This is a genomic window from Exiguobacterium sp. s75 (assembly GCF_018617145.1).
GTDB lineage: Bacteria > Bacillota > Bacilli > Exiguobacteriales > Exiguobacteriaceae > Exiguobacterium > Exiguobacterium profundum.
Window position 1 is genome coordinate 385,082 of the sequence record NZ_JACSJQ010000001.1, and the last position, 24,028, is coordinate 409,109.

The 24,028-nt window shown below is 47.9% G+C and carries 27 protein-coding genes; 22 read left to right on the forward strand and 5 right to left on the reverse strand.

Features of this window, described 5'->3' with window-relative positions; genetic code table 11:
* Positions 1–3: 3 nt before the first annotated feature.
* Both KNO68_RS01965 and KNO68_RS01970 read left to right on the forward strand, forming a co-directional pair.
* Positions 4–3,438, forward strand: coding sequence for a pyruvate carboxylase (locus tag KNO68_RS01965; protein ID WP_214757146.1), 3,435 nt, complete (start codon positions 4–6; stop codon positions 3,436–3,438).
* A gap of 53 nt (positions 3,439–3,491) precedes the next feature.
* Positions 3,492–4,844 (forward strand): cryptochrome/photolyase family protein, encoded by a 1,353-nt coding sequence (locus KNO68_RS01970; protein WP_215111985.1) that lies wholly within the window; start codon positions 3,492–3,494, stop codon positions 4,842–4,844.
* A 32-nt stretch (positions 4,845–4,876) separates the two neighbouring features.
* Here KNO68_RS01970 and KNO68_RS01975 read toward each other — a convergent pair whose 3' ends face one another.
* The gene (locus KNO68_RS01975; RefSeq protein WP_015881280.1) at positions 4,877–5,782 is read right to left on the reverse strand and encodes a COX15/CtaA family protein; all 906 of its coding nucleotides are present in this window, start codon (positions 5,780–5,782) and stop codon (positions 4,877–4,879) included.
* Between the two features lie 333 nt (positions 5,783–6,115).
* Between KNO68_RS01975 and cyoE the strand changes: the two genes are divergently transcribed.
* The 9 genes from cyoE to KNO68_RS02020 all read left to right on the forward strand — a co-directional run bounded on the left by cyoE (position 6,116) and on the right by KNO68_RS02020 (position 13,440).
* Complete coding sequence (gene cyoE / locus KNO68_RS01980; protein WP_015881281.1) at positions 6,116–7,039, forward strand: heme o synthase; 924 nt, start codon at positions 6,116–6,118, stop codon at positions 7,037–7,039.
* A gap of 97 nt (positions 7,040–7,136) precedes the next feature.
* Positions 7,137–8,114, forward strand: a complete 978-nt coding sequence (coxB, locus tag KNO68_RS01985) for a cytochrome c oxidase subunit II (protein WP_078147917.1) — start codon at positions 7,137–7,139, stop codon at positions 8,112–8,114.
* Between the two features lie 38 nt (positions 8,115–8,152).
* Complete coding sequence (gene ctaD / locus KNO68_RS01990; RefSeq protein WP_215112378.1) at positions 8,153–10,021, forward strand: cytochrome c oxidase subunit I; 1,869 nt, start codon at positions 8,153–8,155, stop codon at positions 10,019–10,021.
* Positions 10,022–10,648, forward strand: a complete 627-nt coding sequence (locus tag KNO68_RS01995) for a cytochrome (ubi)quinol oxidase subunit III (protein ID WP_015881284.1) — start codon at positions 10,022–10,024, stop codon at positions 10,646–10,648.
* Position 10,649: 1 nt separating this feature from the next.
* A complete protein-coding gene (locus tag KNO68_RS02000) occupies positions 10,650–10,979 on the forward strand; it encodes a cytochrome C oxidase subunit IV family protein (RefSeq protein WP_031421543.1) in 330 nt (109 codons plus the stop codon).
* A 134-nt stretch (positions 10,980–11,113) separates the two neighbouring features.
* Positions 11,114–12,037 (forward strand): cytochrome c oxidase assembly protein, encoded by a 924-nt coding sequence (locus KNO68_RS02005; RefSeq protein ID WP_078146635.1) that lies wholly within the window; start codon positions 11,114–11,116, stop codon positions 12,035–12,037.
* A gap of 24 nt (positions 12,038–12,061) precedes the next feature.
* Positions 12,062–12,523, forward strand: coding sequence for a DUF420 domain-containing protein (locus tag KNO68_RS02010; protein WP_015881287.1), 462 nt, complete (start codon positions 12,062–12,064; stop codon positions 12,521–12,523).
* A gap of 21 nt (positions 12,524–12,544) precedes the next feature.
* A complete protein-coding gene (locus tag KNO68_RS02015) occupies positions 12,545–13,159 on the forward strand; it encodes an SCO family protein (RefSeq protein WP_214691094.1) in 615 nt (204 codons plus the stop codon).
* Positions 13,160–13,164: 5 nt separating this feature from the next.
* Positions 13,165–13,440 carry a hypothetical protein gene (locus KNO68_RS02020; RefSeq protein ID WP_214733661.1) on the forward strand — a complete coding sequence of 92 codons (276 nt, stop codon included), beginning with the start codon at positions 13,165–13,167 and terminating at the stop codon, positions 13,438–13,440.
* Positions 13,441–13,495: 55 nt separating this feature from the next.
* On the opposite strand, the gene KNO68_RS02025 is transcribed toward KNO68_RS02020, so the two are convergent.
* From KNO68_RS02025 to KNO68_RS02035, 3 genes are all read right to left on the reverse strand, one after another.
* Positions 13,496–13,849: a hypothetical protein gene (locus tag KNO68_RS02025; RefSeq protein ID WP_215111986.1), complete on the reverse strand. Its 354-nt coding sequence runs from the start codon at positions 13,847–13,849 to the stop codon at positions 13,496–13,498.
* A 43-nt stretch (positions 13,850–13,892) separates the two neighbouring features.
* Positions 13,893–14,255, reverse strand: a complete 363-nt coding sequence (locus KNO68_RS02030) for a YugN family protein (protein ID WP_015881291.1) — start codon at positions 14,253–14,255, stop codon at positions 13,893–13,895.
* 104 nt (positions 14,256–14,359) lie between these two features.
* Positions 14,360–15,115 (reverse strand): ATP-grasp domain-containing protein, encoded by a 756-nt coding sequence (locus tag KNO68_RS02035; RefSeq protein WP_251029733.1) that lies wholly within the window; start codon positions 15,113–15,115, stop codon positions 14,360–14,362.
* A gap of 132 nt (positions 15,116–15,247) precedes the next feature.
* On the opposite strand from KNO68_RS02035, the gene KNO68_RS02040 reads away from it, so the two are divergent.
* From KNO68_RS02040 to KNO68_RS02060, 5 genes are read left to right on the forward strand one after another with little or no spacing between them, the layout of a single operon-like run.
* Entirely contained in the window at positions 15,248–15,697 is a 450-nt protein-coding gene (locus tag KNO68_RS02040; protein ID WP_015881293.1) for a YlbF/YmcA family competence regulator, read from the forward strand.
* Entirely contained in the window at positions 15,651–15,935 is a 285-nt protein-coding gene (locus tag KNO68_RS02045; RefSeq protein ID WP_312049149.1) for a YlbG family protein, read from the forward strand. Before KNO68_RS02040 ends, KNO68_RS02045 begins: the two co-directional genes overlap by 47 nt.
* Positions 15,936–15,987: 52 nt before the next feature.
* Positions 15,988–16,551, forward strand: coding sequence for a 16S rRNA (guanine(966)-N(2))-methyltransferase RsmD (rsmD, locus tag KNO68_RS02050; protein WP_214730942.1), 564 nt, complete (start codon positions 15,988–15,990; stop codon positions 16,549–16,551).
* 4 nt (positions 16,552–16,555) lie between these two features.
* Positions 16,556–17,050 carry a pantetheine-phosphate adenylyltransferase gene (coaD, locus tag KNO68_RS02055; protein ID WP_015881296.1) on the forward strand — a complete coding sequence of 165 codons (495 nt, stop codon included), beginning with the start codon at positions 16,556–16,558 and terminating at the stop codon, positions 17,048–17,050.
* A complete protein-coding gene (locus KNO68_RS02060) occupies positions 17,047–18,039 on the forward strand; it encodes a SepM family pheromone-processing serine protease (RefSeq protein WP_215111987.1) in 993 nt (330 codons plus the stop codon). The genes coaD and KNO68_RS02060 overlap by 4 nt, the downstream gene beginning before the upstream one ends.
* On the opposite strand, the gene KNO68_RS02065 is transcribed toward KNO68_RS02060, so the two are convergent.
* Positions 18,018–19,148 carry a tRNA(Met) cytidine acetate ligase gene (locus tag KNO68_RS02065; RefSeq protein ID WP_215111988.1) on the reverse strand — a complete coding sequence of 377 codons (1,131 nt, stop codon included), beginning with the start codon at positions 19,146–19,148 and terminating at the stop codon, positions 18,018–18,020. The two genes, KNO68_RS02060 and KNO68_RS02065, sit on opposite strands and share 22 nt — an antisense overlap.
* A gap of 156 nt (positions 19,149–19,304) precedes the next feature.
* On the opposite strand from KNO68_RS02065, the gene KNO68_RS02070 reads away from it, so the two are divergent.
* The 6 genes from KNO68_RS02070 (at position 19,305) to rsmH (ending at position 24,013) form a co-directional block, all read left to right on the forward strand.
* Positions 19,305–19,832 carry a YceD family protein gene (locus tag KNO68_RS02070; RefSeq protein ID WP_015881299.1) on the forward strand — a complete coding sequence of 176 codons (528 nt, stop codon included), beginning with the start codon at positions 19,305–19,307 and terminating at the stop codon, positions 19,830–19,832.
* Between the two features lie 22 nt (positions 19,833–19,854).
* Positions 19,855–20,028, forward strand: a complete 174-nt coding sequence (gene rpmF, locus KNO68_RS02075) for a 50S ribosomal protein L32 (RefSeq protein ID WP_015881300.1) — start codon at positions 19,855–19,857, stop codon at positions 20,026–20,028.
* 116 nt (positions 20,029–20,144) lie between these two features.
* Positions 20,145–20,987, forward strand: a complete 843-nt coding sequence (locus tag KNO68_RS02080) for a ketopantoate reductase family protein (RefSeq protein WP_215111989.1) — start codon at positions 20,145–20,147, stop codon at positions 20,985–20,987.
* On the forward strand, positions 20,981–21,340 hold the full coding sequence (locus KNO68_RS02085) for a DUF3397 domain-containing protein (RefSeq protein ID WP_047795445.1): 360 nt from the start codon (positions 20,981–20,983) through the stop codon (positions 21,338–21,340). Before KNO68_RS02080 ends, KNO68_RS02085 begins: the two co-directional genes overlap by 7 nt.
* Before the next feature lie 24 nt (positions 21,341–21,364).
* On the forward strand, positions 21,365–22,921 hold the full coding sequence (gene bshC / locus KNO68_RS02090) for a bacillithiol biosynthesis cysteine-adding enzyme BshC (RefSeq protein WP_215111990.1): 1,557 nt from the start codon (positions 21,365–21,367) through the stop codon (positions 22,919–22,921).
* A gap of 159 nt (positions 22,922–23,080) precedes the next feature.
* On the forward strand, positions 23,081–24,013 hold the full coding sequence (gene rsmH / locus KNO68_RS02095) for a 16S rRNA (cytosine(1402)-N(4))-methyltransferase RsmH (RefSeq protein ID WP_078146645.1): 933 nt from the start codon (positions 23,081–23,083) through the stop codon (positions 24,011–24,013).
* The last annotated feature ends 15 nt before the right edge of the window (positions 24,014–24,028 follow it).

Here is a 24,028-nt window from a genome sequence, read left to right on the forward strand (position 1 = left end):
CATTTGAAACCAATTAAAAAGTTACTTGTTGCAAACCGTGGGGAAATTGCCATTCGCGTATTTCGAGCGGCGACAGAGTTAGGCATTCGAACGGTAGCTGTCTATTCACAAGAAGATAGCGGTTCCTTACATCGCTTTAAAGCCGATGAGGCCTACTTGATCGGTGTAGACAAAAAGCCGATCGATGCGTATCTCGATATCGAAGACGTGATTCGAATCGCTAAGGAGTCAGGCAGTGATGCGATTCACCCGGGATATGGTTTCCTTTCAGAGAATATTGAACTCGCACGACGTTGCCGTGAAGAGGGCATCATCTTTGTCGGACCGCATGAGTCACATTTACATGCGTTCGGGGATAAGGTACGAGCACGTCAGAGTGCGATTGCTGCGGGTCTTCCTGTCATTCCGGGTTCGGATGGACCGCTCACATCATATGAAGACGCGGAAACATTTGCGAACGAGCACGGATTCCCGCTCATGGTCAAAGCGTCGATGGGTGGCGGAGGCCGCGGAATGCGTGTCATTCGTACAGAAGCAGAAATGAAAGATTTGATTGAACGTGCAAAATCAGAAGCGAAGCAGGCGTTCGGTTCTGACGAAGTGTACATAGAAAAACTCGTCGAACGTCCGAAACACATCGAGGTGCAGATTCTTGGAGATGAGCACGGTCACATCATCCACTTGTTCGAGCGTGACTGTTCGGTTCAGCGCCGTCACCAAAAAGTCGTCGAAGTGGCGCCGTGTGTGACCTTGTCTGATGCATCACGCCAAGCGATTTGTGATGCGGCGGTCCAACTCATGCGTCACGTCGGTTACGTCAACGCCGGTACGGTCGAATTCTTGGTGACCGAGGACGAGTCGTTCTACTTCATCGAGGTCAACCCACGTATTCAAGTGGAACATACGATCACAGAGATGGTCACAGGCTTTGATATCGTTCAAACACAATTGATGATCGCGCAAGGTGAGTCGCTCCACGGCGATATGATTCAAATGCCGAAGCAAGAAGACATTAAACTTCTCGGTTATGCGATTCAATCACGTGTTACGTCTGAAGACCCAGGCAACAACTTCATGCCGGATACTGGGAAAATCATGGCTTACCGTTCTCCAGGCGGCTTTGGTGTCCGTCTTGACGGTGGAAATGCGTATGTCGGTGCAGAGATTTCACCGTACTACGATTCACTTCTCGTGAAATTGTCCACACATGGCATGACATTCGAACAAGCGGCCTCGAAGATGGTTCGAAACTTGAACGAGTTCCGGATTCGCGGAATCAAGACGAACATTCCGTTCTTGATTAACGTCATGAAGCACCCGAACTTTATCAATGGAGATTACAACACGTCATTCATCGATGAGACGCCAGAACTGTTCGTCTTCCCGAAACGAAAAGACCGTGGGACGAAACTGTTGAACTATATCGGGGACGTGACGGTGAATGGATTCCCGGGTGTCGGTCTGAAAGACAAGCCGATCAGCCGTTCGGTGCGAATCCCACATGACCTCCCAGCAGAAGCGAAGCCAGGGACGAAACAAATTCTTACAGAGCTTGGACCGGACGGCCTCGCCGATTGGATCAAACGTCAACCGGAATTGTTGCTGACGGATACGACGATGCGAGATGCCCATCAATCGTTGCTCGCGACGCGCATGCGGACACAGGACATTTTGAACATTGCCGAACCGACAAGCAAACTCATGCCAGAATTGTTCTCGGTCGAGGCGTGGGGTGGAGCGACGTTCGACGTCGCCTACCGCTTCTTATCCGAAGACCCATGGGTACGTCTCATGAAGCTTCGTGAGAAGATGCCGAACGTCTTGATTCAAATGTTGCTACGCGGTGCGAATGCGGTCGGATACAAAAACTATGCAGACAACGTCATTGAGAAATTCGTACACGAAGCGGCATATGCCGGAGTCGACGTGTTCCGAATCTTTGACAGTCTCAACAACTTAGAATCGATTCAATTGGCAATCGATGCGACACTTCCGACTGGGAAAGTGGCGGAGGCGGCCATCTGTTATACGGGAGACTTGTACGATGGCAACCGTCCGAAGTACCACCTTCCGTATTATATCGACCTCGCGAAGAAACTTGAGGCGAGTGGTGCGCATATCTTAGCAATCAAAGATATGGCCGGTCTATTGAAGCCGGAATCGGCCTATGCACTCGTATCGGCATTGAAAGACGCCGTGGACTTACCAATCCACTTGCATACACACGATGCTTCCGGTAACGGGATCTTCACCTATGCTCGTGCGACAGATGCCGGTGTCGATATCGTTGACGTTGCAGCGAGCTCGATGTCAGGGATGACGTCACAGCCTTCAGGTGGAAGTTTGGTCTACGCGCTCAACCACCACGAACGTCAGCCGAAGGTCGACCCGAAACAATATGAGATCATCAGTGACTACTGGCAAGACGTGCGTCATAACTATGAACCGTTTGAAAGTGATATGCGTGCCCCGCATCCATCCGTGTATGAGCACGAGATGCCGGGTGGACAATATTCAAACCTCCAACAGCAGGCGAAAGCGGTCGGCCTTGGAGACCGTTGGGGCGAAGTCAAGGCGATGTATGCCCGAGTGAACATGTTGTTCGGGGACATTGTCAAGGTGACGCCGTCATCTAAAGTTGTCGGTGATATGGCGCTCTTCATGGTCCAGCATAACTTGACGGAAGAAGATGTGATGACGCGCGGACACCAGTTGGACTTCCCGGACTCGGTCGTCGAAATGATGCGTGGTGAATTGGGGACGCCTCCAGGTGGATTCCCGAAAGATGTACAACAAGTCATCTTGAAAGGGGAAGAGCCATTAAACGTTCGTCCTGGTAAATTGATCAAGCCATATGACTTTGAATCGGCACGCCAAGAACTATTCGAAAAATTCGAGCGACCGGTGACGGACTTTGAACTTCTTGCCCATGCGCTTTATCCGAAAGTGTACGAAGACTATATCAAACATACAACGACCTACGGGGATGTATCGGTGCTCGACACGTTGACGTTCTTCTACGGATTAAACGTCGGGGAGACAATCCAAGTTGAAATCGAGACAGGAAAAACATTAATCATCAAGCTCGTACAAGTGAGTGCGGCGAATGAAGATGGCATCCGTCTCGTCTCGTATGAGATGAACGGGGTACCACGTGAAATCGAGATTAAAGATGTCAATGTCAAATCGGCAACGACAAGCCGTCCGAAAGTCGATCGTTCGAACGCCAAACAAGTCGGTGCATCGATGCCGGGGTCTGTCTTGAAAGTATTGGTCGAACCAGGAAGTCGCGTTCACCGTGGGGAGCAGTTGCTCGTCACAGAAGCGATGAAGATGGAAACGACAATTCAAGCGGCACAAGATGGTGAGATTAAGGCCATCCATATTAAAGAAGGCGACACAATACAAAGTGACGACTTGTTGATTGAATTTGTATAATCAAAAGAAGCATAGCGCGCTATGCTTCTTTTTTGTAGATGGGAGTGGAGATCATGAGACGAATATGTTGGTTCCGTTCAGATTTTAGACTGACCGATAATCATATGTTACACCGTGTATTGAAAGATATGGAGGAAGGCGATGACCTAGACTTCGTCTTTTGGTTGAATCCGAAATACTGTCACCCATTCGAAGTGCGGCATGACTATTTCTTCTCGACGATGCGAACGTTCATGGATGATTTAGAAGCGAAAGGGTTAGGGCTTCGTGTCCTCGTCGCGGAGACGGAGGATGCGTTCGTGAAACAGCTCGGCGAGATGGATGTGCTCTATTTTAATGCGGAGTATGTGGAACCGTTCAAACAGCGGGATGACCGTGTGATTGAAGCACTTAGTGAAGATGTAAAGGTAGTGCGACTTTTAGATCGTCATCTGTTTCATCCCGATGCGTTCCGTACAAAAAGTGGCGATCCCTATAAGGTGTTCACCCCGTTCAAAAAAGCGGCGTATGCCGAACAGCCACCCGCACCATATGAGGTTGATGTCGATCGTTTATCTCAGTACATCCGTTCAAAGAATGAACAACCGAGTGAACTGAAAGAGCTCTTCAAGCGATGTAAACGTGAATGGAAAGGGCTAGGGGAAACGGAAGCGAAGAAGCGATTGACCCGCTTTGTCAATGATCGCATGGTCGATTATGACGAGAAGCGTGACATTCCGAGCATCGCCGGGACGAGTCGACTATCTCCTTATTTACGGACAGGTGTGTTGTCGATTCGCACGATCGCCGAACAAGTGTTGTCGGCGAGACAATCAAAAGGGCGCGACACGTATTATGATGAGCTGTTGTGGCGCGAATTTTATTACATGGTCATGGCAAAGTTCCACGGATTGAAAGATCAACCGTTCAATGATAAATACAAGTCGATTGAATGGGAGGACAATGAACAGCAGTTCGAAAAGTGGTGTAACGGGGAAACCGGGTATCCAATCGTCGACGCGGCGATGCGTCAGTTGAACAAGACCGGGTGGATGCACAACCGCCTACGCATGATTGTCGCATCTTTCCTATCGAAACATCTCCTTCTCGATTGGCGAAAAGGGGAACGGTATTTCGAGCAAAAGCTGATCGATTATGAGGCAGCGTCGAATATCGGGGGATGGCAATGGGCGGCCTCAGTCGGGACGGACGCTGTTCCGTATTTCCGTATTTTCAATCCGACGACGCAATCCGAGCGATTTGACCCTGATGGGACGTTCATCCGGAAGTATGTGCCGGAGCTGAAACATATAACAGATAAATCGATTCACTTTCCGGACCCGTCAGAGCGAGACAACTATGCCATGCCAATCGTCGATCATAAAGAAGCGAGAGAGCGTGCCCTCGAACGATTTAAAGCATTGTAAACTAAAAAGCGCCGTGGCGCTTTTTAGTTTGGTTATCCGTTCATGTTTTTCAATTGTGCCCCGTCTTGTCGCGCTGTCGACCGATACGCGTGATAAGAGAGGTATGACAGGATACCGAAGTAGCACGTGATCAAGAATGCGTGAAGGAGCGGAACGTAAGTCGCGTGTCCCCCAAGAACGATCCATGCACCTGTACCGACTTGAAGCAGGATGAAGAAGAGAGACGCCATCATGCCGCGCTCAATCAATCGATTCATTTCTTTACGTGCCAAGTAAAGAACATACAACGTGTACAAGACGAGTAGCCCGGCCATCACACGGTGTCCCATCTGCACATACGACTCAAACGTCCACACTTCTTGTTCACAAATCGGCCAACCGACACAAGCATATGTAGCACCGAGGTGACGGACATAAGCTCCGGTGTAGACGACAATCATCGTATAGATCGAGAGACCGTAAAGATGAGATCTCAACCGTCTCGATACGACTTGATGCTCTCGGTCACCTTCGAATAACAGAATCGTCAAAATGAGTAACGATGCGAACGACACGAGAGAAATGCCGAAATGAAGGGCCAGGATGGCGTCCGACTGTTGCCAAATGACCGCGCCCGCTCCAATGATCGATTGGATGAGCATAAAGATAAATGCGAGAAACGCGAAGATTTTCACATCGACCCGATGTTTGACCGCGATGAACGTCCAAATGGCGAGCGCAATGATGAGAAGACCTTCGATTCCGGAGACTACCCGGTGACTGTATTCGATCATCGTTTCAACGCTTGGGTTGGTTGGGATTAATTTTCCATGACAGAGTGGCCAGTCCGTCCCACAACCATCTCCTGAATCCGTCTTCGTCACGGTTCCACCCATGATGAGGACAAGCATCATCCCGAGGGTGACAAACCCTGAGAAAAACGCGAGTTTTTTATGCATGCAATACCACCTGCTTCTAATCAAAATCCGTTAAAAATGTACCTTGTTTATTTATATTTTTTTCGCCATACTTATTATACGGCTTTCTGTTCAAAAAACGAAATGGAAAAGCTTGCAATCGTTATCAAAAACGTTATTCTAATATTAGTAAAGCACATAAGGTGTGACAAATATCACACTATTGACACAAAAAACTCGCTATTTTACAAGCATAAAGGGCGTATTTTATAAAAAAATATGGTATCTTTGTAGAGAGTTAAGTGTATTTTGTTCATATTGTGTTTTTTCTGTGAAGAGAATGCGAGGATTTCGTGATTATGTGGGGGGGTCAGTATGACAAAAGTCAACCCAGGGATGATGGTAGATGTAGAGTATACAGAATCAACGTCATTCCGAGATTACGTCGCCTTAGCGAAAATGGGAATCGTTCGCGCCAACCTGTTGTTGGTGTTTGCAGGATTCTTCGTGGCAGCGACGTACCAGAGCGATACGCCAGTCCTTTACTTGTTTGAAGTTTGGCCACAGCTCTTATTAACGATGTTAGGAAGCGCACTCGTGATTTCGGGGAGTTGTTACCTAAACAACTTTGTGGACCGAGATATCGATTACTTAATGGATCGTACGGACAATCGACCGAGTGTAACCGGCAAGATTTCAGGAGAGAAGATTCTACTCCTTGGATTGACACAACTTGCAATCGGAACACTTCTTTTGCTCCTTGTATCGTACGTCGCCGCAGTATTCGGTTTAATCGGGGCATTTTTTTATGTCGTGATTTATACGATGTGGCTGAAGCGTACGAGTACGCTCAATACGGTCGTCGGTAGTATTTCAGGAGCCGTTCCACCGCTCATCGGTTGGGCAGCACTCGATCCGACACTTCATATCGATGCGTGGCTCATGTTCCTTGTCATGTTCTTATGGCAACCACCACACTTCCTGGCGCTCGCCATGCGACGGACGGAAGAGTATCGAGCGGCAGGCATTCCGATGCTTCCGGTCGTGAACGGATTTGCCATCACGAAACGGCAAATCATCTGGTGGATTGCGACGCTGATTCCGGCATCGCTCTTATTTATGCACTATGGTCTTGTTTACTTGACAGTCGCAGCCGGTTTAGGGGGCTACTGGTTGTATCTCGGGTTGAAAGGATTCAACGCCGAGGATGAAATCAAGTGGGCAAACAAAATGTTCTTCTATTCATTAATTTATTTAGTCGTGTGGATTATCGCGCTGATTTTGACAGCACTCTGGTGATCGCACTCACTATATAGAAAACCATTACACATCATTTTGGGAGAAAGTGGGGATTGTTGTGAAATCATTTAAGAAGCTTCTGTTTGGCATCGTCCCGATGATGATGTTCGCAGTCCTGTTATCAGGTTGCGGTCAAGAGGGATTGTCTGCATTGAAGCCGATGGGAGAAGGGGCTGAGCTTCAGCTCCGCATCATTCTCATCAGTTTGGCAATCATGCTCTTCGTACTCATCATCGTCTCGGTCATTTACGTGTACGTGCTCATGAAGTTCCGTCGGAAAGATGAATCGATTCCGAAGCAAGTTGAAGGTAGCAGTACACTCGAGATGATTTGGACAGTCGTTCCGATTATCCTTCTCATCATTCTCGCTGTTCCGACAATCACGACGACTGTCGAACTCGCGAAAGCGAAAGAAGCGAAAAAAGAAGAAGAAATCAATGTTACAGCTAACTTGTACTGGTGGGAATTTGAATATCCAGAAGCAGGTGTTGTGACAGGGCAAGAACTCGTCATCCCAGTCGGAAAACGAGTCGGCATCAACTTGACGTCTAAAGATGTCATTCACTCATTCTGGGTACCAGCTTTATCTGGTAAGACAGATACGAACCCAGGACTTGATAACGAAATGTGGTTACATGCAAATGAACCAGGTACTTACTACGGGAAATGTGCTGAGCTTTGCGGTCCGTCACATGCCCTTATGGACTTTAAAGTCATCGCGCTCGAGCAAGAAGAATATGATCAATGGCTCGCTGACATGAAAGCCAAGCAAGACGAGAACGGTGAGAAACTCGTCGCAGACAACACGAACTTGACGACAGGTGAAGAAGTGTATGTCCAAAGCTGCTTAAGCTGTCACGGCGGCGGTAAAGTGGCACCAAGTTTGACGAACTTCGGTGATCGTGAATGGCTCGCAGGTTACCTCGAAAACAACGAGGACAACTTGAAAGAGTGGATTCGTGACCCGCAAGAGAAGAAACAAGGGGCTCTTATGCCAGGATTCAATGAAGGTCAAATCAGCAACGAAGAATTAGATGCACTCGTTGACTTCTTGTATGAGCAGAAGATTGACTAACGGGAAAAGGGGGATTTCACGTGGCACAGACCACTGCAATGCAGCAATCGCGTAAATACAATGGCATCATGGATTGGATTACGACGGTTGACCACAAAAAAATCGGTATTTTGTATTTGTTCTCAGGAATCTTCTTCCTCCTTCTCGGTGGAATTGAAGCATTACTGATTCGTTGGCAACTCGTCAAACCAATGAACGATTTCGTCAGCGGTGAGACGTTTAACCAGTTGATTACGATGCACGGGACGACGATGATCTTCCTTGCGGCCATGCCGATGCTATTCGGTTTCATGAACGCCGTCGTACCACTTCAAATCGGGGCACGCGACGTTGCGTTCCCATTCATTAACTCATTAGGTTTTTGGTTGTTCTTCTTCGGTGGAGTCATGCTTAACTTGAGCTGGTTCTTCGGAGCAGCACCAAACGCAGGGTGGACGGCTTACGCTCCACTTTCAACACAACCGGAAGCGACAGGGGTAGACTTCTACACTCTCGGTCTTCAGATTTCAGGTTTCGGTTCATTGATGGCCGGGATTAACTTCCTCGTCACCATCTTGAACATGCGTGCGCCAGGAATGAAACTCATGCGTATGCCACTCTTCACATGGACGACTTTCGTTGCATCGGCATTGATCGTCTTCGCATTCCCACCACTTACGGTCGGATTGTTCATGTTGATGTTCGAGCGACTCTTCGGAGCTGCTTATTTTGACCCGGCACTTGGCGGGAACGTTGTCATCTGGGAACACCTTTTCTGGATCTTCGGTCACCCGGAAGTATACATCTTGATCTTACCGGCATTCGGTATTTTCTCGGAAATCATTCCGACATTTTCACGTAAACGCCTCTTCGGTTACACGACGATGGTCTTCGCGACAATGCTCATCGGTTTCCTTGGATTCATGGTTTGGGTTCACCACATGTTCACAGTCGGTCTTGGTCCAGTTGCCAACTCGATTTTCGCTGTTGCAACGATGGCGATTGCCGTACCAACGGGTGTTAAAATCTTTAACTGGCTCTTCACACTGTGGGGCGGTCAAATTAAATTCAACGTCGCCATGCTTTACTCAGTCGCGTTCATTCCTTCATTCCTCGTTGGTGGGATGACAGGGGTTATGCTTTCAGTCGCACCGGCTGACTATCAGTACCACGACAGCTACTTCGTTGTCGCTCACTTCCACTACGTTATCGTAGGTGGGGTTGTATACGGTCTCTTCGCAGGACTTTACTACTGGTTCCCACTCATGTTCGGAAAAGCCCTTTCTGAAAAGCTTGGATACTGGCAGTTCTGGTTGTTCTTTATCGGGTTCCACTTGACGTTCTTCCCGCAACACTTCCTCGGATTGTTCGGTATGCCACGTCGAGTCTTCACATACCTCGATGGTCAAGGTTGGGATACACTCAACATGCTCTCGACAATCGGTGCATTCTTCATGGGTGTGTCAACGATTGTCTTGCTCGTCGCTGTTGTGAAAGCCTTCTTGTCAAAAGACCGCGTCAAACCAGACCACTGGGGAGACGGTCGTACGCTTGAGTGGACACTTCCTGTTCCGACTCCGGAGTACAACTTTGCACAAACACCACTCGTCAAAGGACTTGATACGTTCTGGCTCGAGAAAATGGCAGGCAACAAACGCGTGTCAGTCGCTGAGGAAGTTTCGGACATTCACATGCCGAATAACTCGCTCATTCCGTTCTTCATGTCACTCGGCCTCTTTATCGCAGGACTCGGTGCCATCTTCCAGATGGATAACACGGTCGTTGGTTGGTCATTGATTGGATTTGGATTAGGGATGACGTTCGTCTCGATGTTCCTACGTTCTTGGATTGACGATCACGGCTACTACATTCCGAAGTCACAAGTCGAAGCAGACTTGAAAGCGATTCGTGAGAAAGGAGAACAATAAATGGCACATGCAGTTGAAAAACACCCAGTGACCGGTATCCCGGCCAATCCAGAGAAAGCAACACTGGAAGGGAAAAATAAATATGTGGCCTTCTGGTTCTTCCTTGGTGGAGAGACAGTCCTCTTCGCCTCGCTCTTTGGAACATACGTTGGTCTCTTGAACTCTGGTGCGCCAGAGGAATTACGTTCGTATAACATTTTCGAAATGGAGCTCGTCTTCATCATGACGATGCTCCTCCTCACAAGTTCACTTACAAGTGTCCTTGCGATGATGAACATGAAAGCAAACAATCCAGGGCGTATGAAGCTTTGGTTGATTGTCACACTCCTTCTTGGTGCCGGCTTCCTTGGTGCTGAGATTTACGAGTTCATTCACTACTACCACATCGGTCACACGTTCACATCGAGCGCATTCGGTTCAGCCTTCTATACGTTGGTTGGTTTCCACGGTGCGCACGTAACGTTCGGTCTCCTCTGGATTACGACACTCTTGATTCGTAACTGGAACCGTCCGATCGATGTATACAATGCACCAAAGTTCTATGTATCGAGTCTATATTGGCACTTTATCGACGTTGTTTGGGTCTTCATCTTCTCAATCGTCTACCTCTTAGGGATGGTGAACTAATATGGAAAAACGAGTAATGAACGAATCTCACAAGCAGTTAGAGCTTGAAGTAAAAGCAGAGTCGAAACGTGAGTATCAGCTTCAATTGATCAGTTTCGCGATGATGATTTTACTCACATTCGTGGCATTCGGCGCCGTCTATGCGGAATTGATGCCGGTGTGGGCAGCAGGTGGTTTTTTAATCATCTTGGCGGTCATCCAAGTCTTCCTACAGTTATATATCTTCATGCATATGAATAACCGTGGGAACACGTGGATCGTTGGCATGATGTGGCTAGGTATCTTTGTTGCCATCATCACGGTCGCTGCACTCCGCTTACTCATTTGGTAATTGTGACAAAGGATTGAACATCTGTGGAAACACGGATGATTCGGTCCTTTTTCCTTTACTTCAAAAATGAATGAATAGTAATCTTGAAGTGAACGGTTTCAAAGGTTAGGGAGAGAAAGAAAAGGGGTGAACGGATGCTCTGGAATACGTCGGAGCTGCTCAATCAATTTGATTGGCTCACGTTATGGAGTCCGCTGTTCGGATTGCTCATGGTCGGGATTTATGTGTTATACGCCGTCGTGACAGAGAGAATGGCGAAGCGAGGATATGCCTCGACCACGTTATTACAAAAGTTTAGTATGTTGTTTGCGATTGTCTTGTATTACATCGGTTTTGGAAGTCCAATCGATGTCATGGCACATATCATTTTGTCGGTGCATATGTTCCAAATGGTGCTCGTCTATATTTTGGCACCGGCACTCGTCGTTTACGGTCTACCGTACTGGGTGTTTGAAAAAGTACTTAGCTTCAAATGGATTGGGCCGACGTTCAAGTTTTTGACGAAGCCACTGATTGCGCTTATTTTATTCAACGCATTGTTCTCGATTTACCATATGCCGGTCGTATTTGACTACGTCTTGACGAACTATGGCGTTCACCGTATTTTCCACGGTGCCCTTCTCGTCTTTAGTTTGACGATGTGGTATCCGGTCATCGTTCCACTCGTCTCAGACGAAGAGGAAGGCATGTCCGATTTGAAACGAATGGTGTACATTATCGCCAACGGGGTCTTATTGACACCTGCCTGTGCGCTCATCATCTTCAGTCAAACGACGCTCTATAATGCGTATACGGACCCGCAGACGTTTGCGACAGTCCTTGGCTACTGTCTCCCGAACGGTGACGTTTCTGGAATCGATTTAGAGGCGTTGATGGGAGCGACGAACAGCGCGCTCGAAGATCAACGATTCGGTGGGGTTCTCATGAAGCTCGGTCAAGAGATCGTGTACGGCTTCTTCTTCGGCTGGACGTTCTTCGGCTGGGTGCGTCGGACGAAATCGCTTGCTCTTGATGAAGGCATGTCATTCACTCCGCAAGAAACAAATGAAAAAAATTAAACAGAACATAAAGGGGAAACATTGATGAACTATCTTGCCTTAATTAGTGTGTCATTCATCGTCATCAGTGCGATTCTTGTCGCCATCGGATGGGTGATTATCGCAAAAGACCGCAGCAACATCGAAAAACATAAAAAGGTGATGACGGCCGCAGCGATTGCAGCGACGACGTTCTTCATCCTTTACGTCTCGCGTACCATTTTTGTCGGTAACACGGCATTTGGGGGACCGGATTCAGTGAAGCCGTTCTATCTTGGTTTTATGATTTTCCATATTCTTCTCGCAACCACAGGTGGTATCCTCGGATTGATTACGCTCTATCTCGGTTATAAAAACAAAATCGAGAAGCACCGGAAAATCGGTCCAAAAGCGTCAGTCGTCTGGTTCTTCACGGCCATTACGGGGGTGACGGTTTACATTCTTCTCTATGTGGCATATGACCCAGGTGAAACGACGAACGTATTCCGCGCGATAATCGGAGGATGATCCATAGAGAGGGAGAGCTGTATGAAACGGAATAGCTATTTGACGGTCGGTTTGACCGTCTTGACGCTTGTCGTCATCGGAGTAGCCGTGTATTTTGTTTTCTTCAATCAAGACGACCTACCCGTCATTCAAGAGCCAACCCCGTTCACATTAACGAACGCATTAAATGAAGAGACCTATAATTCCGACAACGGAAAAGTGAAGATTGTGACGTTCTTCTATACGAACTGTCCAGATATTTGTCCGCTCACGTTGCGTGATTTTATGAAACTCGAAAAAGAATTGAAAAAAGAGAACTTATACGGCTCGGACGTAGAACTCGTCGCGATCACGGTTGACCCGGAGGTGGATACCGTGCCCGTTCTGAAAAATTACGGAGAAGCATTCCAAGCAGAGCCGACTGGATGGAAGATGTTGACGGGAGACCAGGTAGACATTGACCGAATCACACGTCAGCTACAGTTCTATTATTCGAAGGCGAACAGCGGACTCGTGACGCATGCGACGACGATGTACGTCATCGACCGCCATCATGATGTCCGTGCTGTCGCGCAGATGGCGACGGCAGGGGATGAACCGGTCGATATCGAATCTATCATGGAGGACGTTAAAGTGCTCGCGAATGAAAAGGAGTGATCACCATGAACGATACGATGGCTGTGATTGGGAATGACTATTCATACGGAGACGTGACGATTGCGGAACGGGCGATTGAAGATTTGATCGCGTGTAGCGCGATTGAATTCGGCTTGAAAGAAGTGAAAGTCGTCTCTCGCTCGAAAGACCACTATGATTATCAAATCATTGCACCATTATCACTCGTCGAGGCAGAGCAATTGTATCGCTATGTTCGAGACCAATTCGATTTATTGCTCGGTCAAGTCGATGTGACATTGACCGTCATTGCAACCAATTAATATAAGCCCACAGAAGCGAATTTGCTTCTGTGGGCTTTGTTTTCATTCGTACTTTTTAGTGAGCTTGATAAAGGATTAATATCATATTTTTTTGTGGGTCATGAAAAAGTTCTGCAAAGAAGCAATGCCCATCTTGAAAGTCATCTAGGTCTGCTTCATTTGAAAGGACGATATGAGATTTGTATGACTCGTTCCATTGAGATCGAATATCGCTGATTGATTGAGGTTCTAATATATTTCGATCATGTATTTGATAAGTTGAGAGATAAAGAGTCTGGATAGATTCAGAACAAATCATTTGTTCTAATTCATTGATTGAATCAGGCAGAGGAAGCACTTCTAATTGGATGCGTGACGCCCCAGAGCATAAGATGTTGCCCTTTCTTTCAAAATAAATCGAGTGATTCAAGGTCGGGAGCCTCCGATCTAGTCAAAAAAACAAACCCCTTCGCTTATGCAAGGGGTTTGACTTCTAATGTTTCTGCGAGTGCTTTTAGACGGCGCTCACAGTCGCGGACGATTTCTTCTGGGAAGACTTCATCGTATTCAACACCGTGTGGATAATAATGCTTTCCTAAAATCGGTGTAAGCATTTTGACAACAGCGTGACGATCTTCGATTTGACCTTCGATCGCGTATACAGGTAAGCGAAGATAGAATGTTTCGCCAGTCGATTGTTTCTCATATTTCATGTCATACGTGGCACGCTCATAATCCCAAGCACCTTCACGGATGAAATGATGATGATCCATGATCGTCTCGAGCAAACCAAAACGGATTTCTTTTCCCTCGATGTGGAACTGCTCAAATTTCATCATAATCCCCCTTTTCGAATAAACCTCATATGTCATCATACCATATTCAAAAACGTTCTTGGAATAACGTGTGTTCAAATTGTGAAAAAAAGATGAACGATTAATCAGCCGAGTGAATTTAAGTATTCCTCGATTTTTTGAGGGAGTTTCACGCCAAGAGGTAGCAGTCCTTCTGATCCGAAAAAGACGTTGAATTCCAAAATGTAAAATCCTTCTTCCGTCACGATGACGTCAAACGCTGCGTGATTGATGGATAACGTGTTCGCGATCGATTGAACTTCTTGGACGACGTCTCCCGGGATATCTTCGTACGAGAAGTTAGCACCTTGAGCGACATTGTTTAAAAAAGCCTCGCTGACACGCCAATAGGCACCGACTACCTCTTCTCCAATCACGATGATGCGTAAGTCGCGATCGTTCGGGATGAACTCTTGGACATAGAACGTATCATGATTCTCGACGTATTCTAACCAGTCTTGGTCATTTTTGATTAACCATACCCCTTGACCCATTGAGGATTTGGCTTTTTTGGCGACGAACGGGTAGTGGAACTCTTCTAACACGCGTTCAATCGTGTATGGGTTCTTTCCATAAATCAATGTCTTCGGAATCCGGTGCGGATATGTCGCTTTAAAGGCGCGCGTCATCTCGATCTTGTCGTGCCCGAGGTGATAAGTCGCAGGTGATGGGAAGATTGCTTTATTCATCCCGTAGATGATGGAATTGACCATCCAATACTCAGGGAACAGGACGAGGTCGGCAGCGCGAACCTTGTCGAGCTGATCGAAATAATATTCGGGTTTCGCATAATCCGTCTTGATCCCGGCCGATCGGATCATATTAAAAGAAACTTTTTTCATACGTAGACGCATAGGTTGCGTCTGTTCACTTCCTTTCTACATGGAACGCCTTGCGGTCAACTTCAATTATAATGTGGATTGCTTACATAGGGAAACAATTGTGGTAAAATCATGGCAGAAAGGGTGAGGGGTATGATAATCACTGAACAGACGATTGCCCTGCTCGATCAAACAGAAGAATTGACCGATTTGATTGAAGCAAGCGAATCGTTTCAAACATATATTCAAACGAAAGCGGCACGTCTCGCATCACAAGAAGCAAAAGAGATCGAGCGTGAGTTCTTGAAGATGAAAGAGGACTATGAGTATGTCCAGCGATTCGGAAAGCATCATCCGGACCACGATCGCATCAAAAAAGAGATGCATCTCATCAAACGTCGTCTCGACGTTCAGCCAGAAATCGCTGCGTTCAAAAAAGCGGAACGAAGCTTGGATAAGTTGTTAGGGGAAGTGAGTGAACTATTGGCTCATTCGGTCTCTCCAAAAATCAAGGTCCCGACCGGCAATCCATTCTTTGATGAAGGTGGATGTTCAGGTGGAGGTAGCTGCGGAGGAGGCGGAAGTTGTGGATGCGCCGTCTAAGTTGAATGAACGGATTGGCTTCGTCGTATATGTGAATTCCTTGAAACAAGTGAAAGCGTTAAGACGTTATGCGAATCTTTACTTTGTCTCAAAACGAGAGAAGTATGCGTTTCTTTATACTGACCTCGAAGGTCATGAAGCCGTACTCGAACAAGTGAAAGCATTGCCGTTCGTGGAAGCGGTCGTTCGAAGCGAACGTCCATTCATTTCCGAAACGTACGAGACAAAATCGAAATAATCAAAAAGATGAAGGTGGCATCACCTTCATCTTTTCTGCTGGAGGGAAAGACATGCGTGTCATATCTGGAGAACGAAAAGGGACCCGTTTAAAGGCGGTACCGGGAACGGCGACACGGCCGACGACCGATAAAGTGAAGGAATCGTTATTCAACATCATCGGACCTTATTTTTCAGGCGGGAAAGCACTAGACCTTTACGCGGGCAGTGGTGGGCTCGGAATCGAGGCGTTATCACGAGGTTGTGACGAAGCCATTTTTGTCGATCGTCAACCGAAAGCCGTCCAAACGATTCAAGAGAACTTGCGAGCGACCCATTATGAAGTAAAAGGGAGAGTATATCGTCAAGACGCCAAGGCGGTACTCGAACAGCTCAAGGTTCAACAGGAACAATTCAAGCTCATCTTTATGGATCCTCCTTATCATGCGGAAGAACATGTGACCTTCTTACAGCTGATCGATGAGTCGAATCTCTTGATTGATATCGGCGTAGTCGTCTGTGAACACGGTAGCGACGTGACGTTACCGGAGCGGGTGGGACGATTTGAACGAATTAAAGAACAGCGATACTCAGATGTCATCACCATCAGTTTCTATGAGTACGCATCGGAGGAGTGACACGATGAAACGGATTGCGATTTGTCCGGGTAGCTTTGACCCCATCACGAACGGACATCTAGATATTATTGAACGAGCGGCGGCCATTTTTGACGAGGTCATTGTCGCCGTCCTTGAAAATTCAAGCAAAGCCCCATTATTTGATGTGGAGGAACGACTTGGACTGATCCGAGATGTGACGACACATCTGCCAAACGTGTCGGCTGACGCGTTCGGGGGATTGCTTGTCGAGTATGCCGCAGAGCGGGAAGCGGCGACGATCGTCCGTGGGCTCCGTGCAGTCTCAGATTTCGAATACGAGCTTCAAATCGCATCAATTAACAAGAAGTTGAATGAGAACGTCGAGACGTTGTTCATGATGACGAATAGTCAATATTCGTTCCTCAGCTCGTCGATTGTCAAAGAAGTGGCGAAATATGGGGCTTCGGTCAGTGAACTCGTACCGGAACAGGTTGAAATTGCCTTGCGTAAAAAGTATCAAGTGAGTTCGGGACAATGAAATCGTTAAAGATCGGTCTCGGTTTACTCGTCACAGTTCTTCTCTTCCTGTTCGTCCCACTTCCTTACTACATCTCTTCACCCGGAGCGGCGACCTCGATTGAAGAGTTCCTGACCGTCCAAGGTGGCGAAAAAGAGGATGGGGAACTGATGATGGTGACGATCTCCCAACGCCGTGCGACTCCGTTTTGGTTAGTGGAAAGTTGGGTGACCCCGTTCACGGAAGCGAATTTATCCAGTCGCTATTTATATGATGGAGAGAGTGAGGCAGACTATGAACGTCGCCAACAATTATTGATGGATTCCTCTCAACAAGCGGCAGTTCAATATGCCTATCAGTTAGCAGATCAAGACGTGACGGTCGATTTCGAGGGGATTTATGTATCCGCTCCGATTCCCGGATCTCTTGCGGCCAATGTGTTGAAACCTGGTGATGTCATCACGGCCATCGATGGGATGTCCTTTGCCACTCGCGTCGACTTTTTGAATCGCGTTTCGGAATTTGATGCGGGCGATGAAGTGGAGTTGACGATTGAACGAGACGGCGAAGAACGTGTCGTGCAAACGCTCATTCAGCCGATCGATCAAAGTGGAGATCGTGTCGGAATTGGAATCTATGAGCCACTTCCCGTTCAAGAAATCACAGCTGATCCTGAAGTCGATGTCGCTTTGACGAATGTCGGCGGTCCGTCTGCAGGATTGATGTTCACATTAGAAATCTTTGATCAATTGACGCCAGGTGACTTGGCAAATGGAAAACGGATTGCCGGAACGGGGACGGTCGATGAGGAAGGGAATGTTGGACCTATCGGTGGTGCTTGGCAAAAGATAGTCGCCGCCGATGAGGAGAAAGCGGAAGTCTTCTTTGTGCCGGCCGGTTCGAACTACGAAGAGGCGCTGGAATCACGAGACCGTCTCGACAGCGACATTGAAGTCGTCCCTGTCAAGACGGTCGAGGATGCGATTCGTTATTTAGAAGAGATGAACTGAGGGCGTTTCCGGTGCTCGATCAACGCATCATCGTGAAGCGGGAGTCGATATGCTTCGGTGACACGAGCTTCAAAATCGAGCCGGGCATCGAACTTACTGACGAGCGGCACGTCATCCTTCACATCTCGTAACGCAAGTCGTCCGAGATCATTGAAGGCGAGCGGTCTCACGTAAGGGACTTCGTCAAAGCGTGTCGGTGCCTCGTCTTTTAACCAGTGAAGCAGTACGGCGACGAACGCCCGCTGAATGGCGGTACGCGTGTAGCGGCGTGTCGACACGGCAGCAAGGGCACGTTCGAATGAAGGTTCGACTCCCGCCTGCTTAAGACGAGGTGCGAGAGAAGCATCAATTCCTACGAGCTCCGTCATTGTGTGGAGTGGCAAGGTTCTCAGTTTGAATTGTAAGACGGGCCAATAGTGTTCCCAATGTGTCATCGGTCGTGTCCGAAACATCGCTTCAGTTGATGCCGGGACGGCACGAACTTCACCGGTGCCTAAATAATGAGTCCGAATGCCTGTCGCCGACATGACATCCATTAATGAAGGGTCATGATAATCAGCCCCGAGCCGTTTGACTGTATGTAACTGAATCGATTTTGCTGCTTTGGCGTAATGGTAGCCCAAAATGTTGTTTGGTCGCGTCAAATCAAACGAGGGATAGACGGTCCGAAAAGCTCGACTCGAAGCTTGCGCGGACGAGTGCCCTTCTTGTAGCGCTTCTTTAAGCGCCTCTTTATAACGTGGCGCCTCTTCGACATGTGAACGGGCTGCATGTAGGATTGCATCTATATCCCCGCTCTCACTCCCGAACGATAGCGTCTGGCAACGGAGCTGTTCAGCAATCGAGACGGAGGCGCTAGCGAAACGGTCGGCGCGTTGGACCCCGTACTGGGTCGGTAACTCGATGACTAGATCGATTGCACCGCTCTCGACGGCAGCCTTAGCCCGTTTCCACTTGTCGAACGAGGCGGGTTCGCCCCGTTGAGTGAACTGGGCACTCATGATGGCAATCATGACATCCGCCCCGGTTTCGTGACGTGCAGTTTGCGCTTGATAATAGTGCCCGTTGTGAAACGGGTTGTACTCTGCAATAATGGCCGTCTTTTGCATGATTTACTCCTTTGCATTGTCGTATGGATTGGTGTAAGATGAGTAAGTACGCTTTGGCAAAGCGCCGTCGTCAACTGATTTTAGTGTAAAGAAAAAACATTGACAAAACAAGTTGGCCTATCTATAATTCATATTGTTGCAATTGAGGTGATTCGGATGAAATGGTCTATTGCACAGCTACTTAAGCTCCGAAACCAGGGTGACGGTTTTACAATCGATGAGATGGTAGAACTACCAGAGCTGACTCAGCTCCATCCGGATATCCGTTCGATTCGCCCGGTGCATGTGCACGGGGATGCATCGTTCACATCTAATCAAGTTACATTCAATCTGAAGATTCAAGGTGACCTGACGTTGCCAGATGCGCGAACGTTAGAAGATGTCACTTATGAATTCGATATTGAATCGCTCGAGCCTTTCTTTTTGGAGAATGGGCGTTATACGGAGCAATTCGATGACGTGAATTTGCCAGAAGGAAACACGATCAGTCTTGTACCGATTGTAAAAGAGCTCATCATGTTAGACGTCCCGATGCAAGTTTACGGGAACGAAACAGACAAAACTCAGGTTGAAGGAGAAGGCTGGACGCTTACTGACGAACAGCCCGAAGCCCAACCAAAAATTGACCCGCGTTTCGCGGGACTGGCCGACCTGTTCTCGAAAAAAGAGAACGAGGAAGGTTAACTTATCAAGGAGGTGGACAACGATGGCAGTACCATTCCGTAGAACGTCGAAAACTCGCAAACGTCTTCGTCGTACTCACTTCAAACTCAACGTACCTGGTATGAACGAGTGCCCGAACTGTGGCGAAATGAAACTTTCACACCGTGTTTGCAAATCTTGCGGACATTACAACGGTAAAGAAGTAACAAGCAAATAATGCTTGAAGGAGTGACCTGTTCTCAGGTCGCTCCTTTTTTGTTTGTCATTTTTGGGTCATGGCGAAAAGATGTGGTAAACTTTTTGTGCGAAAATAGTTCGAATAGGAGGAGGACCATGATGAACTCCATCAAACGAATTGGTATCATCGGAAACGGAGCGGTCGGATTATTGATGGCATCTTTGCTCGCAGATGATTACGACGTGACGCTCTACGGAAGAAGCGGGTCATCTGATCCACTTGTCATCACACGGACCGGCGTGACGGAAGGGACGGCACGTGTGTCGTTCCGTTCCAGTCAGACGCTTCAAGAAACGGACGAGGATCTCTTTTTTGTCACGACAAAAGCCCATCAAGTCGAGGAAGCGACGGCTCGCCTCTCGGGTAAGGTGCCCGTCTTTATTTGTTCGAATGGGATTGCCCATCTGGAATATGCGAAACGTCGAGGGTTTCATTTAGGTGTCGTCGAGCATGGGGTGACGAAGCGTGGTCATGAGGTTGAGCATCGTGGGCTCGGACGGATTCGGATCGGAAGCACATCGGTACTACACCCTCTATCATTTCAAGAGAGCCCACTTCACATTGTGTGGGAAGAAGAGATTGAGCAAGTCGTCATTGAAAAATTGTTTGCCAATGCCATCATCAATCCCATTACAGCGTTATGCCGGGTCCCGAACGGCGCACTCGCCGGCTCACCATATCGTGAAATCGCACAATCGATTTACGATGAGTTGATACCGTTGTTTGCGCAGCACGTCTCGTATTCCTACATCGAGACGATTGTCGAACGTACCGCAGAGAATCGCTCCTCGATGCTGCGCGACCTTGAAGAAGGTCGGCCGACCGAGGTGGATGCAATTTTGAAACCGGTGATTGAAAAAGCCGAACAAATGCAGATTTCTCTCACTGTCATTCCGCTATTACATAAACTGATTCTAGGAGCGAGCGCATCGTGTTAGTGTATATCGTTTCATTTCCACTCATCTTATGGTTTATGGTGTATATGATACTTAGAAAAATTATGCCGAAATCAATCAACTCATTCAAGCTCGCATGCGATGCCGGAGTCATCCTTTGGTTTTATGCATGCAGTATTTTACTTGAGGCCATCGTCGGGACAGATATGTTGCTGTTATTGCTCGCAGCGTGCTGTGCGATTTTCCCGATCAACGCGATTTGGCAGCGGATTCGTTATGAGGAAGTGCTGTTCACGAAGATGTTCGTCCATGGTTGGCGGTTACTCTTCTTGCTACTTGTCCCGACCCACGCCATTTTATTCGCGATCGGTATAGCCCAAGGCATGATTCGTTGATTGATTGAAAGGAAGTTGTTACACGTGAAGGTAGAAGCATTTGATGCGCTATATGCATCCACATCACCGATGATTCAAATCGATCATGGATATGGTCGCTGGCTCGATTATCGAGGGATGGATGAAATCGAGAAACGTGCCGAGGAGGTCTCAGGGCGCACCTATGAGCATCTGCCGGAGCTCGTCGAGATAATCAAGGGGCAACAAGAACAGTTCGGGGAACTTTCGGAAGAGTTGGAGGCGAACCTGGAGTTACTCGCTCAGCGAAAAGCGTATGTGATGGTGACGGGACAACAGGTCGGCGTATACGGAGGACCATTGTTTGCCGTATACAAACTGTTAGCGGTCATCAAACGGGCGAAGCAGGCCGAAGCGAAATTAGGGAAACCGGTCCTTCCTGTTTTCTGGATGGCGACGGAAGATCATGACTTTGCTGAAATCAACCATGTCTTCACGACACAGGCGTTTTCGAGGACGTTGAAAAAAGATGCCTTGTCATCGTTACCGCTTGCAGGAAAAGCATCGATAGGGGACTTAGAGTTCGAACGGGTAAAGCTCGAACTTGTTCAAATGGCGCAACGTCTGCTATTGAATGAAACAGAGACACCGTATACCTCGCATTTGTATCGTGAGTTGATTGACCTCATTCAAGCGAGTCGTTCGTTCGCTCATTTTTTCGGTGGCATGATGCGGCGATTCGTCGGGTCTGACTTTTTATTGTTTGACCCGCACGCGAGAGACGTACGGGATCTCGAACGACCCATGTTCCGACGTCTCATCGAGCATCATGACGCGCTTCATGAAGCGCTCGGTCATGCGTATGAAGAAGGGATGCCGTCGGTCGAATTGAACAAGGATGCGGCCCATCTGTTTTATCACGATGGGACGCGAGAGCTGCTCACAAAAGTCGATGGCGTGTTCACGACAAAGCGAGGGCATCGCTTCACTGAAGGCGAACTGCTCACAGAGATAGAGGCGCATCCGGAGCGTTTCTCAAATAACGTGGTCTCCCGTCCGCTCATGCAGGATTTCTTGTTCCCGACTCTTGGGTATGTGGCAGGTCCCGGTGAAATTGCCTACTGGCTCCAGCTTCGACCGCTCTTCCACGAGATGGGCTGGATGATGCCGCTTCTCTTGCCACGTCTTGGTGGGTTGATCGTGTCAAGAAATGATGAGAAGAAGCTTCGTCAAGAAAGCGTGACATTGGAGCAGTATATGAAGCAACCGCTTCCGGACCATGCCTTTGACGACGAAGCGTTTGAAGAAGAGCTATATGCGTACCGGACGCTCACGGAGGCCGTCAGTCATGAGGCAGGGAAACAAGGAAGACGATTTGAGGCGAAGTCGAGACATGTGCTCGAGCGATTGGCAGATGAGATGCGTGCCGAATCGAAGCGAGAACAATATCGCTTGAATGCACGACGGATTCATCTATCGACCCGACTGTTCCCGATGGATGCCCCTCAAGAACGTATCCTCTCGATGGTTCCGATATTAAATCGTCACGGACTAGATGTGTTTCAACGATTGAAACAGGCATATGAACAATCCGATTCGGAGCGATGTTTGTTCTATGTATAATCATTTTTTGGAGAGCTCTTGACATTTGTCAGGAGCTTTTTTTCGTTGTTACCTTTTTGTTTCCTCTTTTCACTAAAAACCTGTACGGACCTTGACATTTTTATGATAAAGTAAGTGTAATAAAACAGTTGAAATATGTAGGTTGAGAGGGTTTTTTGAATGTTTGAGCATGAAACGGTTTTAAAAATGGAGTCCATTGAGGGATTGAACATCAAACCAGATGGGGTATATGTCGATTGTACGTTAGGTGGAGCGGGTCATAGTGAAGAAATCGCAAAGCGTCTAACGACGGGTCAACTATATGCGTTCGACCAAGATGACGTCGCGCTCGCACATGCGAAAGAGCGATTGGCTCCTTATGAAGGCCGTGTGACGTTTATAAAGAGCAATTTCGTTCACTTGAAGGAAGAACTCGCCCAACGTGGTGTGACAAAAGTGGACGGTGTACTATTCGACCTAGGCGTTTCTTCGCCACAGCTAGATGAGGCGGAGCGCGGGTTCAGTTACAACTATGACGCACCGCTCGATATGAGAATGGACCGGTCACGGGACTTTTCAGCCTATCATGTTGTGAACGAATGGTCGTTCGGAGAACTTGCTCGTATTTTCTTTACATACGGGGAGGAAAAGTTTTCAAAGCAAATCGCACGAAAGATTGAGCAAGCCCGTGCCGATAAACCGATTGAGACGACATTCGAGCTTGTCGACTTGATTAAAGAAGCGATTCCTGCACCAGCTAGACGAAAAGGCGGACACCCGGCGAAGCGGACGTTCCAAGCGATTCGAATCGCCGTCAATGATGAGTTGAACGTATTCGACCGCGCCGTTCAAGATGCGATTGATTTACTTGCATTGAATGGACGCATCTGTGTCATCACGTTCCATTCGTTAGAAGACCGCATTTGTAAACAAGTGTTCAAAGAGCGAAGCCAGCATCCACCATTACCACCGGGGTTGCCGGTCATTCCGAAAGAATTTGAACCTGAACTCAAACTCATCACGCGTAAGCCAATCGTGGCGAGTGAGGGAGAACTTGAAGATAACCGTCGTTCACGCTCTGCTAAGTTGAGAGTGGCCGAAAAACAAAAATAACCGAGAGTGTAGGAG

What these genes read in the sequence shown, in the direction of transcription:
- KNO68_RS01970 (WP_215111985.1), top strand. Translation starts at nt 3,492, where the DNA reads ATGAGACGAATATGTTGGTTCCGTTCAGATTTTAGACTGACCGATAAT.
- KNO68_RS01975 (WP_015881280.1), bottom strand. Translation starts at nt 5,782, where the DNA reads ATGCATAAAAAACTCGCGTTTTTCTCAGGGTTTGTCACCCTCGGGATG.
- cyoE (WP_015881281.1), top strand. Translation starts at nt 6,116, where the DNA reads ATGACAAAAGTCAACCCAGGGATGATGGTAGATGTAGAGTATACAGAA.
- coxB (WP_078147917.1), top strand. Translation starts at nt 7,137, where the DNA reads ATGATGATGTTCGCAGTCCTGTTATCAGGTTGCGGTCAAGAGGGATTG.
- ctaD (WP_215112378.1), top strand. Translation starts at nt 8,153, where the DNA reads ATGCAGCAATCGCGTAAATACAATGGCATCATGGATTGGATTACGACG.
- KNO68_RS01995 (WP_015881284.1), top strand. Translation starts at nt 10,022, where the DNA reads ATGGCACATGCAGTTGAAAAACACCCAGTGACCGGTATCCCGGCCAAT.
- KNO68_RS02000 (WP_031421543.1), top strand. Translation starts at nt 10,650, where the DNA reads ATGGAAAAACGAGTAATGAACGAATCTCACAAGCAGTTAGAGCTTGAA.
- KNO68_RS02005 (WP_078146635.1), top strand. Translation starts at nt 11,114, where the DNA reads ATGCTCTGGAATACGTCGGAGCTGCTCAATCAATTTGATTGGCTCACG.
- KNO68_RS02010 (WP_015881287.1), top strand. Translation starts at nt 12,062, where the DNA reads ATGAACTATCTTGCCTTAATTAGTGTGTCATTCATCGTCATCAGTGCG.
- KNO68_RS02015 (WP_214691094.1), top strand. Translation starts at nt 12,545, where the DNA reads ATGAAACGGAATAGCTATTTGACGGTCGGTTTGACCGTCTTGACGCTT.
- KNO68_RS02020 (WP_214733661.1), top strand. Translation starts at nt 13,165, where the DNA reads ATGAACGATACGATGGCTGTGATTGGGAATGACTATTCATACGGAGAC.
- KNO68_RS02030 (WP_015881291.1), bottom strand. Translation starts at nt 14,255, where the DNA reads ATGAAATTTGAGCAGTTCCACATCGAGGGAAAAGAAATCCGTTTTGGT.
- KNO68_RS02035 (WP_251029733.1), bottom strand. Translation starts at nt 15,115, where the DNA reads ATGAAAAAAGTTTCTTTTAATATGATCCGATCGGCCGGGATCAAGACG.
- KNO68_RS02040 (WP_015881293.1), top strand. Translation starts at nt 15,248, where the DNA reads ATGATAATCACTGAACAGACGATTGCCCTGCTCGATCAAACAGAAGAA.
- rsmD (WP_214730942.1), top strand. Translation starts at nt 15,988, where the DNA reads ATGCGTGTCATATCTGGAGAACGAAAAGGGACCCGTTTAAAGGCGGTA.
- coaD (WP_015881296.1), top strand. Translation starts at nt 16,556, where the DNA reads ATGAAACGGATTGCGATTTGTCCGGGTAGCTTTGACCCCATCACGAAC.
- KNO68_RS02060 (WP_215111987.1), top strand. Translation starts at nt 17,047, where the DNA reads ATGAAATCGTTAAAGATCGGTCTCGGTTTACTCGTCACAGTTCTTCTC.
- KNO68_RS02065 (WP_215111988.1), bottom strand. Translation starts at nt 19,148, where the DNA reads ATGCAAAAGACGGCCATTATTGCAGAGTACAACCCGTTTCACAACGGG.
- KNO68_RS02070 (WP_015881299.1), top strand. Translation starts at nt 19,305, where the DNA reads ATGAAATGGTCTATTGCACAGCTACTTAAGCTCCGAAACCAGGGTGAC.
- rpmF (WP_015881300.1), top strand. Translation starts at nt 19,855, where the DNA reads ATGGCAGTACCATTCCGTAGAACGTCGAAAACTCGCAAACGTCTTCGT.
- KNO68_RS02080 (WP_215111989.1), top strand. Translation starts at nt 20,145, where the DNA reads ATGATGAACTCCATCAAACGAATTGGTATCATCGGAAACGGAGCGGTC.
- rsmH (WP_078146645.1), top strand. Translation starts at nt 23,081, where the DNA reads ATGTTTGAGCATGAAACGGTTTTAAAAATGGAGTCCATTGAGGGATTG.